Origin of the sequence: Fulvivirga aurantia (assembly GCF_009711475.1) — a bacterium.
GTDB lineage: Bacteria > Bacteroidota > Bacteroidia > Cytophagales > Cyclobacteriaceae > Fulvivirga > Fulvivirga aurantia.
The window spans coordinates 1-16,357 of record NZ_SMMD01000913.1 but is presented as its reverse complement, the minus strand read 5'-3'; the positions used below and the strand labels follow the sequence as shown (position 1 = coordinate 16,357).

The following is a 16,357-nucleotide window of genomic DNA, read 5'->3' as shown; positions in this document are numbered from 1 at the left end:
CCCATTGATGTCAATCCCGATTGTTTCTATTTCTGTACCAAAAGCTAGCCCTCCTCCTATTTTTTTCTGAGCTACTGATGTGGTTACTGCTACTGTTAGAATTACAAAAGCTGTTAAAAATTTTCGTTTCATGATTAAGTGTTTTAGTTGTTAGTAGACTTAATCTTCTGTAAAAACGAAGTGTAAACAGAAATCCAGAAAAGTTTTTATTTAGAGGCCTTCTTTTATTTTCTTAGCCCTTTGTGCGTAGCTTGATTGACTATTGATTATTTGGTCTAGTTTCAAAAGAAGCTTTTCCTGATCGTCAGTTTGTAGATATGCTAATGACTCGTACCACTGGGCCGGTTCAAAAAATGTAGATTGAGGGGCAATAGATTTAAACTTTGCAATGGCCTCCTCATACTTTCCTTTTGCCAGTAGTGCCTGACCTAAATAAAATGTAACTGTGTCATTAGCCACAGATGTAGCATAGAGTTTTGTGAGTGCCTTATCGGTTTCACCTCTTTCCAGTAATTGATAGGCATCTAAACTGTTTTGCTCAGAAGATCTATTGGTTGGGCTTACGATATTTGGATATGGTCGGTAGTACTCGTCATATAGTTGATCATAATTGGGCTTACTAAATTGATATATTACAAACCCTAATGTGATTACTATAAGCAATGACGCAGCAATTTTCACCCAGGGATATCGGTTATTTTTTTTTCTTAACCGATCCTCGGTCTGTTGAAGCTGCTGTTTAAGAGCGCCAAGCTCATTTATCTCTAAAGCTGCCTGAGTATCTCTGGTAAACTCATGTAATTCCTTTAATTCAGGGTTCTTTTCAATCTGAGCCTCAAACTCTGCTCGCTCTTCACGACTCATGTCACCTCTTAAATAGCGATCTACCTCCTCAATATATGCGTTATTCACAGACATAATTTATAGATCGTCTTTATTGATAGCTCTATTTTCAAACATACTTTTTAGTTTTTGCAGGCATCTGAGTTTTTGAGTTTTAGCTACATTTTCATTTTTATAGTCGAGCCTTTCTGCAATCGAGTCCATGGTAAAGTTCTCAAAGTAAAAAAGCTTCAAAATTGATTTGCACGGATCGCCAAGCTTTTCAACTATTTGCGCGAGCGTCTTTTGTCTTTCAGTATACTCAAAACTGAGCTCCTGATACTCTACGCTGCTGTTAAACTCAAGCACCTCATCATCTAAAACCATGCGTTTTTCTTTCTTAATCTTTTTTAAAGAAAGATTTTTACCGATGGCAAATAAATACGTTTTTATGCTACTGGTTAGCTCGGTGAGTTTTCCAGATTTTACATTGCTGTAAAAGGTAATTACTGCATCCTGAAAGACATCAGCTGCATTATCCTCACTCAACTTATACATAGCACCAGACCAGGTGATGAACTCATCACGATAGTAAGCATAAAGACTGTCTAATACGGTTTTGTCTCCTTCTTTTATGCCCGCAATCCAATCTTTGTCGCTTACCCCCGATCCTTTGTATTCCTTCTTAATACCTCAAAAAATTTACTTGTAAACAAGACCTTGAATTAAATCTAGACCAATATCTGCTTACTATATAAGAATTACAATTTCTTTTTGATGAATGTTTACAATTACAAATAGCAGTGTATAAAGGCCCTATTGTTTAACTAAACCATAAAATAAGATGAAACTTTCTAAACTAATAGTAGCCTTAAATGCGATTGTGCTTGTAGCTGTAATAGCACTATCCGGCTGTGGAGATGATGACGACCCAAGCCCAGGGGTCAATGCAAATGCGGGCGCTGATCAAACTGTACAATTAGGTGAGATTGTAACATTAGATGGTAGCTTATCGAGCTCAGCAGATGGCAGTGCAATTACCTATTTTTGGGAATTAACCAGTGCACCAACCGGTAGTTCTGCCTCACTGAGCGCTTCAACTACTGTAGCTCCTACATTGGCGCCTGATGTTACAGGCACATACACCATCAGTCTAACTGTAGACAATGGGACTGCCACCGCTTCGGATGAAGTAATTATTACCGTTGAAGGAGGAGTACAACCAGAGGAAATTGGTGGAACGATTTCTCAGGACAGAACTTTAATAAACCGCATAGCCAACCCTGATCTGCCCGACTATATAGCCTCCAGCAATGTAATTGTAGATGCGAAGCTTACTATAGAACCAGGCGTGAAAATCATATTTGCCAACGATGTACACATGGATGTAGATGATGGAGCACTTGTAGCTCAGGGTACTTCTACTGAGCATATTGTATTCACAGGTGTTACAGAAAGCGTTGGATTTTGGAGAGGTATTTTCATTTTTTCAAATGATGTAAATAATCAAATGAACTACACAGAAGTGAAGTTTGCGGGTAGTAGTGCGAGAGGATTTGGTTTGCCGAAAGCTGCGGTAGGAATTGACAATGGTGATCAGTTGGCCTTCACTAATAGTATAATTACACACAGTGCAGATTACGGGTTGTTTGTAGAAAATGGTGGGGTACTGTCTTCTTTCTCCAACAACTCGTTTTCAGAGAATGGTGGCTTACCACTTTCTGTATCGGCCAATGAAGTTTCTAAGCTCGATGCAGCCTCCACTTTTTCAGCAAATGGCAACCAGCATGTAGAAATTAAAGGCTCAGCTTTAGCCTCAACCAACGAAGTAACCTGGGGTGATTTTGATGATGGCACTCCTTATTTGGTAACGGGTAATCTGGAAATAGAGTCCGGACTTAAAATAACTGCTGGTTCTACCTTCTATTTTGAAGCTGATTTATACATGGAAAGTGATGACGCAGGGTACATCATTGCGCAGGGGGCTTCAGGAGATATGGTAAAATTTCTTGGTTCTGCTGGTACGGCAGGTTCATGGAGAGGCATCCAGATATTTACTAACGATACTAAAACCTTATTTGACTATGTAGAGATTGCCCATGGTGGTAGTAGTGCCAGAGGGTTTGGTCTTGCTGCCTCTAACCTGGCTATTGATAATGGCGATCAGGCCAAGGTCACTAACTCAATCATCAGAGATAGCAACGACTATGGGATCTATGTTGAAAAAGGAGCATCTATCTCTGACTTTTCTAATAATGAATTTAGCAATAATGGTGGTAGACCGCTGGCTCTAGATGCCAATCAAATACACCAGATTGATGGGGCCTCGACTTTTAATACCGGGAATGGTGACAATAGTGTAGAGATACTTGGCTCAGATTTGGAGCAAGGTGCTACTGAAGTTACGTGGCAGGCACTCTCTAACAGCACACCGTATTATGTGAGCGGCCGAACTACCATAAACTCGGGACTGGTTTTAAATCCGGGTGTAAATATTGAGGTCGGCTCTGACGTTTATATTTACGTGGATGGTGATGGTTATCTCTCTGCAGAGGGCACTTCGACAAATGGGATAAGCATAACCGGCAAAAGTAAAGCTCCGGGTGCATGGAGAGGCCTTATTTTCTTCACCAATGACGTAAGAAATAGTCTCGATTATGTGACTGTGTCACACGGAGGCAGTACCGATGTGGGTTTTGGTGTGAGTAAAACCAACGTAGGCGTGAATGGCGGTGATAGATTATCCATCACAAACTGTAACCTTACCGATAGCAATGGTTACGGCCTGTTTATAGAATCTGGAGCAATCGTAACAGCTTCGGGCAATACCTATAGCAACAACACATTAGGCAACACCAATTAGTTCTTCATAACTGTTTTTTGGGTTAATGAGGTCCGGGAGATTTTTAGGCTTCCGGGCCTTTTTTAAATTTAAACGTTTGGTAAACATCCCAACTTTTACCATTGTGCTTTAGCAACACAAACCCATCTGAAATAAATTTATTATGGTATGGCTGGTCTTTAAAGTGTGGCCATGCTTCGTTAAAAGACTCCTTCTTCAGGTCTCTAAAAGCAAGTGTTAGGTGAGGGTTAAATCCTCTGTTTTTATAGTCTGCATTAAAAATATTGAAATTGACTTTCATTGATTTCATGATATTTTTAAATAAAGCATGCAAACTATCATTAGCCTCCACATCAATGAAAATGGTTCTTTGGTTAAAGTGCCCAAAGCCGTTAAGTGCTATTTCAAATTTATCAGTATTGGTTGCTAATGTGGTCAGTGATTGACCTAGCGCCTCTTCTTTTTTCTCTTTTAGCCTAAAGGGCATATGGAGTGTAATATGTGGTGGTGATTTCAGGCCTGTTTTTGAGTCGTACTTATTGGCAAACAATTTTTTATAGTCCATTACCTCATCAAAAATTGGCTCGGGAGGCAAAAGGGCAATAAAATAAAGCTGCAATTCGGTTTTCATAAGGTGAAAATACCAAGTGTAAAATAAAAAAAGAGGCTGTCTCTAAAGTAGTTTGAGACAGCCTCTTAGATTTCGCGTTAAAATGCGCTTATAGATTCTCCTTTAACCAGTCTGTCATCATCGTATAAAGGTGCATACGAGCATTATCTCTATAGATGCCATGTGCCCTGTCTGGGTAATAGAATGAATCAAACTGCTTACCAGCTGCGATCAAAGCATTTTGCAAGGTCACTGCATTTTGGAAGTGAACGTTATCATCTCCGGTACCATGGATTAATAGGTAGTTACCATTCAGCTTATCAACATGACTTGTTGGCGAGTTGTCATCATATCCTGAAGCATTATTCTGAGGAGTATCCATATATCGCTCAGTATAAATGGTGTCGTAAAATCTCCAGTTGGTAACAGGTGCTACAGCAATGGCTGCCTTAAATAAACCTTCACCTTTGAACATGGCCAACGAAGACATATAACCACCGTAGCTCCAGCCCCAGATACCAATTCTTGATTCATCAACATAAGGTAGGTTGCCCAGGTATTTTGCTCCGGCAATGTGGTCTTCAGACTCGTATTTACCTAGTTGCTTGTAGGTGAGTTTTTTAAACTCTGCACCACGTCCTCCTGTACCTCGAGTATCGATTACAGCTACAATATATCCATCCTGAGCAAGCATTTGGTGCCAGTAATAATTGCCGCCATTCCATGAGTTCATAACCTGCTGAGAGCCCGGACCGCTGTACTGATAAACCAATACAGGGTATTCTTTATTCTCATCAAAATCAGTTGGCTTAATCATGTAACCATTCAGGTCAGTTCCATCAACTGTTTTATAGGTAAAGAATTCTTTAGGTGATAAAGCGTAGTCCTTCACTGTTTTTTCTAAACTGGCGTTGTCTTCTAAAACCTTTACAAGCTTATTCTTCCCTGTTTGATATAGGCTTACGTTTAAAGGCTTCTTAGCACTGCTGTAGTAGTCGATATAATATTTGTAATCGCTACTCATATTGACTCCGTGAACACCCTCTTCACCTCTTAGGGTTTTCTTATTTTTCCCTGAAAGCTCAATAGAGTAGAAGGTTCTGTCTAAAGGAGAAATTTCGGTCGAAGTAAAGTAAGCTACCGGTCTGCGAGAAGATTCATCAACACCTTCGAAAGAGCTCACTTCCCAGTCACCACTGGTAATTTGGTTTTTTAACTTACCGTCTATCGTGTAAAGGTATAAGTGCTTATAACCACTTTTTTCACTAGAGTGAACGAAATGTTTACCGTCTTTTAAATAGGTAAGGTCATCGATAAAATCGAGGTCGACATAGGTGTCGTATTTTTCAGTAAGTACCGTTGTAGTTGAACCTGTCTTTGTATCTACATGTAGGATATCTAACTGATTCTGAAGCCTGTTGAGTCTCATTAGAGAGAGCACGTTATCATTCTGTGTTTGATATATTCTGGCTACATAATATTCCTGATCAGTACCAAGGTCTACCGCGTTGGCTTTGCCATCGGCTAAATTGTAAATAGTAGCTGTGACTTTAGAATTGTCTTCCCCGGCTTTTGGGTACTTAAACTTGTAGTCTTCAGGATAAAGCTCTCCTTTGTTCCACTTTTGCATGTTATACTCTCTCACGCCAGACTCATCGAAAGTAAGGTAAAAAAGCTGCTCACCATCACCAGACCACTCAAAGGCTCTGGTAAATGACAATTCTTCTTCATACACCCAGTCAGTGCTACCGTGTATTAGCTCGTTGAATTTACCATCATTAGTGATTTGAGTTTCTTTCATATCTGCCAAAGAGACATAAAAAAGATTGTTATCTCTTACGAAAGCTACTTTAGACCCATCTGGTGAGAATGTTGCATAAGCCTGCTTGCCATTGTCAGAGAGCTTGGTGAGTTTTTCTGCTTTTAGATCATATACATAATATTCGGCTGTATAAGATCTACGATAGATGCTCTCACGATCGGTAAGTAAAAGTAATTTTGACTCATCGTTGCTAAATGTGTAGCTTCTAAAATTAACAGCTGGCTGGAGTGCATCGCCATCAAGGATTGTTTCTACTGATTCCCCCGTAGTAATGTCATATTTTAAAATGTCATTTCCTTCCTGAGCGCTGTAATATCTACCGTCATTCATCCAGTTGATACCATAAACAGATTTTTGACGGAAGGTGCCTTGTTGATAGATATCTGCGACCGAGATGTCTTTTTGAGCCGAAACCGGCAGTGCTGCTAGAGCACTAATTATAAGAAGTATGTATTTCATTGATCTTTAGTTTTTTGGCTAAGTTAAAAAAGACCAATGACAATAAACAACCGCTTGAATAAACGGTAAAGATCAATTCTCAGGAAAAGTGATGGGTATTTCTATTTTCATTGGAACGGCATTGCCAACACTATCTTTAGCGACCGTCCAGTGGCCTTCTGTTGACTTTATGGCTTCGATTGCCTTTGTGTCAAACTCTTGTTGCAGTTTATAATCGGTGGTAAAGTAAATACTTTCAGAAGCCTCCACATCGGTAATTTCACCATTTTCGCTTAAAATAAACTCGACAAATACAGTACCTCCGATATTTCTTTCTTCTGCTTCAGCCGGGCGCTCAATATTCGCATCTAACAACTCAAAAAGTGCCGGATAATTCTTTTTTGGTCTGGCGGGTGAGCTTACCAAATCATTTGATAAGTCTCTACGCTGCACTCGTTCATCATATTTTTCTTCAAGGTATTTGATGTATTTATGCTCATCTTCCAGGTCATCAACCTCATCTACAGCTACTTTATAATCACCTTTTACTGTTTTAATATTTCCACTATCTGTAGGTATATAGGCGTAAGAAAAGTTTGGGTATTTCTGCTTGATCTCATCCAGTTTGTTGCTGTAAGACGCATCTTGATGAAATAAAGCCGTTTCTTCTTTAATATCATCTTTTGTGGTGGAAGTACAGGCCATAACAAGTACCGCCATTGTTAATGTATATATCAATGTCTTCAGCCCTTTTCCTTTTACTTTGCGTTGTTTCATCGTGCGAAACACCACCCACAATAAAGAAAGTGCCGCTCCAACCCACGTCAGGTCTATCCAAACCGTCATTACTGACTCCATCTGTTGAAATATTGTCTCCACTGCTCTGTTCCTTTCTTATCTATTACTGCTAGTCACATTAGTTTAACGCAACTCTATCTTTTCTTTATTTATGCCTCCGGGTCGAATGTGATAGGTATCTCCATTTTCATTTTTACTGGCTTACCGCCCTGCTTCGCTGGTATCCAATCCCACTGGGTTTCTTTTACCGCTTCTACTGCAGCAGCATCCAGCTCATCCATAAAAGCTCTTTCTTTGGTATAATACATACCCTCCATAGCTTTTACATTTGAAACCTGACCCTTATCATCTACCACAAACTCTACGAATACTGTACCTCCTACGTCTGCTTTTAAAGCTTCTTTAGGATAACTCGTATTGTTTTTCAAGGCTTCGTAATATCCGTCAAAACCCCCTTGTGGCTTTGCAGCGACTTCTACGTTAGTATTTGTATTCTCACGCTTCATGGCATAATTAGCTTCTACATAAGCCACGAATTTGTCCAGGTCTGATTGATTGTCAATACCTTCGACCTTCAATTGGTAGTTACCTTTGGTTGTAGCGAGCTTACCGTCTTTTGTTTCAATATATGTGTATTCAAGCTCAGGGTATTTGACTGTATATTCTTCAAGCGTTTTATCAAAGTCCGCCTCGTGAAGCATTCCTGTGCTACTCATGTTAGCATCAGATTGCTCTTCGATCATTTCTTTATCGTCCTCTGTAGATTCATCTTTTTCATTTGATGAAGTGCAAGCAGAAAATAATAATGAAAGGGTGACTACTCCTGCTATTAAAATAGAGTCTCTTTTATATATCTTTTTAGTCTGCATCGTAGTATTAGCTTTGATTTACAACTACAAGCAGAAATATCATTCCAAAAGCGCAAAATGCTGTTAAACAGCATTCTACGTATTGAAGGGCTTAAAAAAGTGTGGAATTTTGTCTACTAAATGTATCTTTTCAACGTATGCATCACCTGATTGTAATATCCACCACCAAACAAATTGACGTGAACTAGCAGCGGATATAAGTTGAAAATATCGAAGCGCTCCTGATAGCCCGGAGACAGAGGAAAATCTGCCTGATAAGCTTCATAAAATTTCGGATCGAAACCTCCAAAGAGCTGGGTCATCGCCAAGTCGGCCTCACGATGATTGAAAGCTACTGCAGGATCTATCAGTGCAGCATATCCCTGAGGCCCGGTCATGAAGTTGCCACTCCATAAATCGCCATGTACTAATGATGGGTACTCTTCGACCAAGAGATCAGATAATTTATCAAAAAGCTTATCAAATAAAATAAAGCCTTCTTTATCTATTTTATTTGAGCGCTTGGCAAGATCGATTTGCGGTTGCAATCGGCAATCTCTGAAAAACTCTACAATCGTATCTCTATTATCATTTAGCTGCTCGAGAGAGCCCATGTAGTTGTTGTGGTCTAAGCCAAACTGACCAGATGATTGCTTATGAAGTCTGGCCAGCCCTTCACCAAAGTTTTCCCAAAAGTTGTCTTTTCTCGATGTTGGCTCAATATATTCGATCAATAAGCCACTGAATTCTTTACCTTCGTAATCACCCAAAACTGAAGGGACAAAAAGACTATGTGCTTTTTTTAGTAAAGACAGGCCTTTCGCTTCAACTTCAAACATGTTAGGAAATCGACTGGCACTATTCCATTTTATAAATGCTCTGGCACTTTCTGCCTCTACCAGTCCACCATTATTTATACAGCCACCAGATGCGGGTGTAAAGTTTTTGACCTGGCCAAGCTCTCTTTGGCAGTAGTTGAGTATTTCATCTGGCAGTTTGCTCATCACTGACTATTCAGTGCCTGATCTAAATCTGCAATGAGGTCGTTAGCATCTTCGATTCCTACAGAAAGCCTTAGTAAATTGTCTTTTATACCTGCCTTGGCCCTTCCTTCAGGACTTACCTTACTGTGAGAAGTTTGCTTGGGAGAGGTAATCGTAGACTCTACACCGCCCAGACTCATTGCACTTGGAATTAATTGTAGCTTCTGCACGAAAGCATCAGGATCACCCTGTACCTCGAAAGATAGCATTCCTCCAAAGCCATGCATTTGTTTTTTGGCCAGCTCATACTGCGGGTGGCTCGTTAAACCTGGGTAGTAAACTGCGTCTACTTTTTCATGCTTGGTTAAAAAAGAAGCGATGGCTTGAGCATTGGCGTTTTGCTGATTTACTCGTAGTGCCAGAGTTTTTAAGCTTCTCTCCAAAAGTGAGCAAATCTGAGCGTTTAAGCTTCCACCAAAGTGAATGGCAGATCCCCATACTTGTTTCATAATTTCAGTTGAAGAAACCACTGCCCCACAGCACAGATCGCTATGCCCTCCCAGATATTTGGTGCCACTATGTACCACTATGTCTATGCCCAAATCGATAGGATTCTGGTTTATAGGGCTGGCAAAAGTATTGTCAATAACCGTGATAACGCCCTTTGCTTTGGCTGCTTTAGCAATAGCTTCAATATCGATTAACTTCATCAGTGGGTTAGATGGTGTCTCGATGTAAAGCAGTTTAGTATTGTCTTTAATCACTGAAATAAAATCTTCTGTTTCCAGCGAATCCACGAAATCGTAGCTGATACCATATCGCTCCATCTCATTGGCTATGGCATGATGCGTACCTCCGTACAAATCACTTTGAAAAACTGCATGATCATCTTTCTTCAGCAAGGAAAAGAAAACTGTGGTAATAGCTGCCATTCCAGAACTGAAGATCATACCTTCTTCACCATTCTCTAAAGCCGCTATCTTTTCTGAAACCACTTTCTGGTTTGGGGTATTAAAATATCTTGGGTAAGCGTGGTATTCTACGTTGAGGTAATCAAAGGCACTAGAGGTATATATCGGGGTAATTGTGCCTCTTGTTTTCTCATCATAAATCGTACCTACATGCACGCACTGTGTTGACTTGTTATGTTTCATTTTTTAGATTTCTTATCTCTTTAGTAAAACTAATTCAGGTGGTGATAATAATGGCTAGACTATTTCCATTTAATTACTTCACCATGCTTTTCAATTTTTACATTGTCTGGAATGGCTTCTAAAATTTCCCCGTGCAACGCTTTTACCAGCTTTCTTTTTAAATAGCTTCGGTGCATCACCAGGCTTACTTCTCTCACGGGTTTAGGCTCATCAAAGGATTTTAATTTTCTTTTTGCCTTCTCTTCAAAATCTAAAGTGGCCAGTGCAGGTAGTAAAGTCATCCCACCATGTTTATCTACAATTCTCCTCAAAGCTTCAAGAGACCCACTTTCGTACTTAAACTGGCTGTCTCTTTCTTTGTAAGATTGACAAACATTGAGCACCTGATCCCTAAAACAATGACCTTCATTGAGCAGCCAGATTTCATCAGTAGGAATACCATCAGAAGTCAGTTTGTCTTCATTGTACAAATCACTTGATTCTGACACATAGCCATAAAACTCTTCATAAAACAATGGTTTTGTAATGAGCCCGGGATCATCATAAGGTGTTACGATCAGGCCGATATCAAGTAGCTCATTTTTAAGTTTATGGATAACCTGTTCGGTTATTAGTTCTTCCACCTTAATATTTACATGAGGATATTTTTGTGTGAAAGCATTGATAAATAGCGGCAAAAGGTAAGGCGACAATGTTGGTATAATACCAATATTAAGCTCACCGGCCACCTCTCCTTTTTCATCTTCAACCAGCTCTTTTACCTTCTTTGATTCATTTACCACCAAGCGTGCCTGAGCAATTATTCTTTTGCCAATGTCAGTAGGCACTACAGGTTGTTTACTTCGATCAAAAATTAAAACCCCCAGCTGATCTTCCAGCTTATGTATTTGCATACTAAGGGTTGGTTGCGTTACAAAACACGCAGCTGCAGCCCTACCAAAATGGCGGTAATTGTCTACCGCTATGATATAATCAAACTGAATCAGAGTCATCCTTTAAAATTTATAACTAATCTAAAAAATAATTGATAAAATCTATCGAACATTTATCACAATCATCCATTTTCTAATGTGTTTGATAGTTGTTTGGGCTGTAATTTTAACTCATTGTAAATACCCAATTATTAATTTTTGGATATTAGGCCGTAAGCGCGTAATATACGGTGAATACAGGTTTACTTCATGGAGAAAATAAAGGTTTACATTGCGGATGATCAGACTCTTTTTAGAAAAGGAGTAAGTCGTTTGGTAAAGACATTTGATCAGGTAGAAGAGGTGAAAGAAGCCGGCAATGGAAAGGAACTCCTGGACCTTGTAAAAGAAGAAGTTCCCGATGTGATTCTCATGGACCTTGACATGCCCATTATGGACGGCATAGAAGCCACCGAAAAGGTAATAGGGCGATATCCGCAAGTAAAAATCATAGTGCTATCTATGCACGACAGTCATCAGCATATCTTTTATTTAATGGAGCTTGGTGCTCATGCTTTCCTCTTAAAAAATGCACAACCCGAAGAAGTAGAGGAAGCGATTTTTGCGGTAATTAAGAATGATTTTTATCAAAATGAGCTGGTGGTCGAGGCCCTTCGCAAAGGAGCCATTGCTAGAAAAAAAGCACAAGGCCGACCCATGTTTGATCATCAAATTTCTCTCTCAGATAGAGAGCGCGAAATTCTACTATTGATATGTCGGGAGCTTACTATGAAGGAGATAAGCGAAAAACTGTCGCTTTCTGAAAAAACCATACATAACCATCGTGCCAGGATGATGGACAAGCTGAGTGTCAGAAATACCGTTGGCTTAGTAAAATATGCCTACGAGAGCGGTCTGATTAATTAAAAACCTGCTCAAAACTTACACAAGGAGACGTTAGGTAAATTTACCTAATAGTATAAGCAAAATCCCCCCATTTCTTAACAATCAGGCATCTTTTAAATTGCTGTATATCAGCTGCTTATCTCATATCATAAGAATGACAGGCGGGCAATCGAAAATTCCGCTCTATATCTAATGGTAAATTTCGAAAAAGAAATCAGTCATTTAATTGTTTATGGTATGGAGCGGACTAGAATATTAATTGTACACAGAGATAATAATTCAAGAAGGGAGATTCACAATATTTTGTCTCGTTTTGATTTCGAAATCACCTATGCTGATGATGGGCTTCAAGGCCTGCATACGGCTAAATATATCAAACCACATTTAATTATAAGTCAGGTTGAAATTAGTGGGCTCGATGGTATCGAGCTCGCTTCTCAATGCCGTAAAGAAGAAAGCCTTAAGAATGTGCTTCTTATATTATTGCACGACCAACTTGATCTCAAAATAATAAACGATGCTAAATCTGTAGACGCCAGAGCATTTCTAATCAAGCCTTATATCGATAACTCAATGATCTACGCGATCAAGCGAGCTTTAGGCGAAGAGCATCTTGAAATAAACTTAAGTAAAGCACCCGCAAGCTACGAGTCTTGCAAAAGCCGCGTGATGACCGGTTATAGGTATCACTACGCATAAGGCGCTTTTTTCTTTCATGTGTACCTTTTATCAACATTACCATCTCATAAGTAATAATTAGTACACTATATTGAAATGTTGGTCAGTAGGGCTGGGAACTACAAAATGTTAACCCATGGACTCTATCATAAGTACAGCTGTTGCTGAACTCGGCCAGAAAGAGATATCTGGACCTGACGCGCACAACCAAACCATTGTAAACTACGCCCATGAGAGTGGTTTTAATTGGGTAAATGATGATGAAACACCCTGGTGTAGCATATTTGTAAACTGGGTAGCTAAAAAATCTAACCTTAAAGGCACCAACAAGGCAAACGCCCGTTCCTGGCTTCTTATCGGACAAAATACTGACACAAATCCAGAACCCGGAGATGTGGTGATATTCTGGAGAGAGAGTATTCACTCATGGAAGGGTCACGTTGGATTTTTCTTTGGTTATTCAAAAAGTGGTGATCGTGTCTATTGCCTGGGAGGCAATCAAGGCAACCAGGTGTCAATTTCAGCCTATCCGACCGATACAGTCTTAGGTTTTAGAAGACTGCAACCCTCAACTATTGTATCACTACCCGAGCCCGATCTACAAAAGGGTGACACAGGTGATCAGGTAAAAGCTTTGCAAGACGCTCTTAAAATGGCTGGCTTTAATTGCGGCACATCAGACGGTGATTTTGGCAATAAGACTTTTTCTGCCCTAAAAGAACTACAGTCTGCCAGTGGATTTCTAAAAATTGATGGTGTCTACGGAGCCAAAACCAAAGACTATCTATTTAACATTTTAAACGAATAGAGATGACTGGGAGTGTGGTTTTAGATATCGTAATCGGAATTACCTTTGTCTATTTACTTTATAGCTTACTAGGCACTCTTGTTGCTGAAATCATTGCCACAAATCTCGGATTAAGAGCCAGAAACCTTCACAGTGCTATAAAGAGAATGCTCATGGACAGTGAAGTTACCACGCTGAAATCCTTTGGCAAAAGTAGAAAGGGTGCTCTCATTGATTCATTCTACAACCACCCTGAAGTAAAATTTATGTCTCCTAATAAATTTTTCAGTAAGCCGTCAGCCATCAAAGATGATACCTTTTCAAAAACACTAGTTTTTTTAATTAAAGAACGTGGAGAAGGAGATGAAACAACCAATATCATTAAAACCGGCATCAAAAATTTGGGCATGGACTCATCTACCCAAAAATATGTTGAAAGCTTATTTGAAGATGCCAATCACGATATAGACAAGTTTAAATCTGAGTTAGAGAGATGGTATAATAATACCATGAAGCAAGCTACCGAGTGGTACAAAAGAAATCTCCAAATTATGCTTTTCATAATAGGGCTTGTCATTGCCACACTTTTTAATGTGGATACTTTCAAGATTGTTGAGCAATTATCAAATGACAAAGAGGCGCGAGCTCAGATGGTAGAGTTGGCCAGCACCTATATTAATAATAACCCTATTACAATTAGTACATCCACAACTTTTCAAGACTCATTGAGTCAGGAAGCCTATAATGATCGCATTGATAGTCTTCTGGAAATAAAGAAAACTCTTGATGTTGAAATCGAGAAAACTCAGAACATTCTGGGAGGTGGTAGTTGGTTACCAGACTCGTTAACACTCACAAAAAATGGCAAGTCTACTGTGCCTTTATACATTAATGCGAGCATTCTGCCTGCCAAGGAGATCAAACGGAAAGGAAAAGTCAGATATGCTAATTACAGCTTCCTTGACAAGCTTAAGTATCTTCTAAAAATGTTTGTAACTAACTTTTTTGGCTACGCTGTCACAGCGCTGGCCATTTCTTTAGGAGCACCCTTTTGGTTTGACCTGCTCAATAAGTTTATGAAACTGAGAGGTACACTGAGTGAGAAAACTAATGAAAAGAAATAAAAACTATGGCTTTATTATCAAGGACCGAACTAAAAAAAGAAATTGTTAAGCCTGCACTAGAAACAGTTGCAGGCTTTGACGGTGATTTTGAAGACTTCACATTCGATCATTTTCATGATTTTTCGATGTCAATATTTGTCACAAAAATTAAAGAGTTGCTAAACCAAAAGAACTATGATGTACTGCTTAATGACAATGTAATCGAGCAGTGGGAAACATTTAAAGACACCATAGATTATTTATATAATGAACACTTCGAGTTATGAGAAAATTATTTTTTTTACTTTGTTTAGTAGCGCTAAATGAATCTTTTGCACAGACTAAGCCAGCGTTGGTATATAGCACTGATGTAAACACTGTTGGAGACGCATCTATTATTATTTCAATAATACCGGAAAAACTAGAATCTAAAATTGCCAGCATAAATGATGGTGTATCCTTTAAAATTAGAAATGGTAATGAAGATTTAGTAGCGAGCCTTCCGGATGGAGACAAGAAAGTTAGTCACTCAAGAACTTCTATTAAACTAAGGTTGACTAACCTGACTACAGACCAGCTTCGGGAGCTTCAGACTGGACTGGGCAGTTCAGTGCTTATTTTTTCTAAAGATCTAGAAATAGAACTGGAAGATGAAACAGTTCTTACATATACACAGGAAGAAATTGCTACCTCTTCAGAAGGTAATCTTCTTTTTTCAGAAGAACAGCGTCAAAACTATATTGAAGCTTCAGGTGGTGACTATGCCTTTATGAAAAATCGAATGGAGTTTGGGGTAATACCCAAAAGCGAATCTGATGATAATGAATATAATTTTATGATCGATTTTGCCTACCGCAAAGCATACAACTTTATTAATGGTAATAAGGCATATTTCACAACAGAAGGAGTGCTTTCAACTAACAAAAACGATTCACTCAATATTGTTAAAATATTCCCTCTTAGCTATCGTCTTACCAGCACTTCAAACAAGTCAGAAACGGTAATTGAAACAGGAATTGAAGGCAACCAGGATTTTGACTACTGGCGTATTTCAGCAAATCTAGAGTATCGATTAATATTTCAAAATCTTGTGGATCTTACTGGTGGGAGCAATAGATTAAGGCTAAAACCTGTAGTCACTGCCGGCTTGAAAATATATAGTGAACAAGACAATGAAAGACCTGATGATATTGAATCAAATGAGACATCAGGGCAAGTATTTGGCAAAATATATTATGTGATACCAGTTTTTGACTCTTTTACAATTGTAGCAGATGCCATGGGTTTTTATGACCTTAATGACTCGGTAAATCCAGAAGAAGAATTTAAGTTTAATTACCGAATTTCTTTTGGTTATGAAGTTGAGGGAAAAGGTTTTCAAGCATTAATTACCTACAGAAATGGCGCCACAGAAGTCAATTACCAAACTGACGAACTAATTTCATTCGGAATATTCGCTCAACTTTCAAAATAATACAACAAGGCTATAGTGCATACTTTCATTTCTCACTCAGATAAAGAAATTCCTTTACCAGAGTTTAAAGACTCAATAAGCAAGTAACCCTCAGATATTACGGATTTTGAAGTAAGCCAGTATATTGAACTAGTACAAGAGGTGGACAATTCATATTCTAGATGACTACATCTCTCGAGCG

At 39.0% G+C, this 16,357-nt stretch carries 16 protein-coding genes; 7 read left to right on the top strand and 9 right to left on the bottom strand.

The features are described from left to right. Positions 1–210 precede the first annotated feature (210 nt). Both E1176_RS16550 and E1176_RS16545 read right to left on the bottom strand, forming a co-directional pair. The gene (locus E1176_RS16550; protein ID WP_155212077.1) at positions 211–918 is read right to left on the bottom strand and encodes a hypothetical protein; all 708 of its coding nucleotides are present in this window, start codon (positions 916–918) and stop codon (positions 211–213) included. Between the two features lie 3 nt (positions 919–921). Further along, positions 922–1,458, bottom strand: a complete 537-nt coding sequence (locus tag E1176_RS16545; RefSeq protein ID WP_343030555.1) for an RNA polymerase sigma factor — start codon at positions 1,456–1,458, stop codon at positions 922–924. A 208-nt stretch (positions 1,459–1,666) separates the two neighbouring features. On the opposite strand from E1176_RS16545, the gene E1176_RS16540 reads away from it, so the two are divergent. Beyond that, positions 1,667–3,685 carry a PKD domain-containing protein gene (locus tag E1176_RS16540; RefSeq protein ID WP_155212073.1) on the top strand — a complete coding sequence of 673 codons (2,019 nt, stop codon included), beginning with the start codon at positions 1,667–1,669 and terminating at the stop codon, positions 3,683–3,685. A 43-nt stretch (positions 3,686–3,728) separates the two neighbouring features. Here E1176_RS16540 and E1176_RS16535 read toward each other — a convergent pair whose 3' ends face one another. The 7 genes from E1176_RS16535 to E1176_RS16505 all read right to left on the bottom strand — a co-directional run bounded on the left by E1176_RS16535 (position 3,729) and on the right by E1176_RS16505 (position 11,309). Continuing rightward, positions 3,729–4,295 (bottom strand): 2'-5' RNA ligase family protein, encoded by a 567-nt coding sequence (locus E1176_RS16535; RefSeq protein WP_155212071.1) that lies wholly within the window; start codon positions 4,293–4,295, stop codon positions 3,729–3,731. 88 nt (positions 4,296–4,383) lie between these two features. Then, entirely contained in the window at positions 4,384–6,555 is a 2,172-nt protein-coding gene (locus tag E1176_RS16530) for a DPP IV N-terminal domain-containing protein (protein ID WP_155212069.1), read from the bottom strand. Positions 6,556–6,627: 72 nt separating this feature from the next. Then, positions 6,628–7,413 (bottom strand): energy transducer TonB, encoded by a 786-nt coding sequence (locus tag E1176_RS16525; protein WP_155212067.1) that lies wholly within the window; start codon positions 7,411–7,413, stop codon positions 6,628–6,630. A 68-nt stretch (positions 7,414–7,481) separates the two neighbouring features. Then, positions 7,482–8,201, bottom strand: a complete 720-nt coding sequence (locus tag E1176_RS16520) for an energy transducer TonB (RefSeq protein ID WP_155212065.1) — start codon at positions 8,199–8,201, stop codon at positions 7,482–7,484. Positions 8,202–8,317: 116 nt separating this feature from the next. After that, entirely contained in the window at positions 8,318–9,184 is an 867-nt protein-coding gene (locus E1176_RS16515) for a fructosamine kinase family protein (protein ID WP_155212063.1), read from the bottom strand. Further along, positions 9,184–10,317 (bottom strand): trans-sulfuration enzyme family protein, encoded by a 1,134-nt coding sequence (locus E1176_RS16510; RefSeq protein ID WP_155212061.1) that lies wholly within the window; start codon positions 10,315–10,317, stop codon positions 9,184–9,186. The genes E1176_RS16515 and E1176_RS16510 overlap by 1 nt, the downstream gene beginning before the upstream one ends. 59 nt (positions 10,318–10,376) lie before the next feature. Next, on the bottom strand, positions 10,377–11,309 hold the full coding sequence (locus E1176_RS16505) for a hydrogen peroxide-inducible genes activator (protein WP_155212059.1): 933 nt from the start codon (positions 11,307–11,309) through the stop codon (positions 10,377–10,379). A gap of 189 nt (positions 11,310–11,498) precedes the next feature. Here E1176_RS16505 and E1176_RS16500 point away from each other — a divergent pair, with 189 nt between their 5' ends. The 6 genes from E1176_RS16500 (at position 11,499) to E1176_RS16475 (ending at position 16,176) form a co-directional block, all read left to right on the top strand. Next, positions 11,499–12,155 (top strand): response regulator transcription factor, encoded by a 657-nt coding sequence (locus E1176_RS16500; RefSeq protein ID WP_155212057.1) that lies wholly within the window; start codon positions 11,499–11,501, stop codon positions 12,153–12,155. A 216-nt stretch (positions 12,156–12,371) separates the two neighbouring features. Continuing rightward, complete coding sequence (locus tag E1176_RS16495) at positions 12,372–12,833, top strand: response regulator (RefSeq protein ID WP_185152855.1); 462 nt, start codon at positions 12,372–12,374, stop codon at positions 12,831–12,833. A 115-nt stretch (positions 12,834–12,948) separates the two neighbouring features. Next, positions 12,949–13,620: a C40 family peptidase gene (locus E1176_RS16490; protein WP_155212054.1), complete on the top strand. Its 672-nt coding sequence runs from the start codon at positions 12,949–12,951 to the stop codon at positions 13,618–13,620. Positions 13,621–13,622: 2 nt separating this feature from the next. Then, positions 13,623–14,723, top strand: a complete 1,101-nt coding sequence (locus E1176_RS16485) for a hypothetical protein (protein WP_155212052.1) — start codon at positions 13,623–13,625, stop codon at positions 14,721–14,723. A gap of 5 nt (positions 14,724–14,728) precedes the next feature. After that, complete coding sequence (locus E1176_RS16480; protein WP_155212050.1) at positions 14,729–14,989, top strand: hypothetical protein; 261 nt, start codon at positions 14,729–14,731, stop codon at positions 14,987–14,989. Next, positions 14,986–16,176, top strand: coding sequence for a hypothetical protein (locus E1176_RS16475; protein WP_155212048.1), 1,191 nt, complete (start codon positions 14,986–14,988; stop codon positions 16,174–16,176). Before E1176_RS16480 ends, E1176_RS16475 begins: the two co-directional genes overlap by 4 nt. The last annotated feature ends 181 nt before the right edge of the window (positions 16,177–16,357 follow it).

Bases quoted from the DNA above. Each gene is read 5' to 3' on its own strand.
- E1176_RS16550 (WP_155212077.1), bottom strand. From the start codon at position 918: ATGTCTGTGAATAACGCATATATTGAGGAGGTAGATCGCTATTTAAGA.
- E1176_RS16540 (WP_155212073.1), top strand. From the start codon at position 1,667: ATGAAACTTTCTAAACTAATAGTAGCCTTAAATGCGATTGTGCTTGTA.
- E1176_RS16535 (WP_155212071.1), bottom strand. From the start codon at position 4,295: ATGAAAACCGAATTGCAGCTTTATTTTATTGCCCTTTTGCCTCCCGAG.
- E1176_RS16530 (WP_155212069.1), bottom strand. From the start codon at position 6,555: ATGAAATACATACTTCTTATAATTAGTGCTCTAGCAGCACTGCCGGTT.
- E1176_RS16520 (WP_155212065.1), bottom strand. From the start codon at position 8,201: ATGCAGACTAAAAAGATATATAAAAGAGACTCTATTTTAATAGCAGGA.
- E1176_RS16515 (WP_155212063.1), bottom strand. From the start codon at position 9,184: ATGAGCAAACTGCCAGATGAAATACTCAACTACTGCCAAAGAGAGCTT.
- E1176_RS16510 (WP_155212061.1), bottom strand. From the start codon at position 10,317: ATGAAACATAACAAGTCAACACAGTGCGTGCATGTAGGTACGATTTAT.
- E1176_RS16505 (WP_155212059.1), bottom strand. From the start codon at position 11,309: ATGACTCTGATTCAGTTTGATTATATCATAGCGGTAGACAATTACCGC.
- E1176_RS16500 (WP_155212057.1), top strand. From the start codon at position 11,499: ATGGAGAAAATAAAGGTTTACATTGCGGATGATCAGACTCTTTTTAGA.
- E1176_RS16495 (WP_185152855.1), top strand. From the start codon at position 12,372: ATGGAGCGGACTAGAATATTAATTGTACACAGAGATAATAATTCAAGA.
- E1176_RS16490 (WP_155212054.1), top strand. From the start codon at position 12,949: ATGGACTCTATCATAAGTACAGCTGTTGCTGAACTCGGCCAGAAAGAG.
- E1176_RS16485 (WP_155212052.1), top strand. From the start codon at position 13,623: ATGACTGGGAGTGTGGTTTTAGATATCGTAATCGGAATTACCTTTGTC.
- E1176_RS16480 (WP_155212050.1), top strand. From the start codon at position 14,729: ATGGCTTTATTATCAAGGACCGAACTAAAAAAAGAAATTGTTAAGCCT.
- E1176_RS16475 (WP_155212048.1), top strand. From the start codon at position 14,986: ATGAGAAAATTATTTTTTTTACTTTGTTTAGTAGCGCTAAATGAATCT.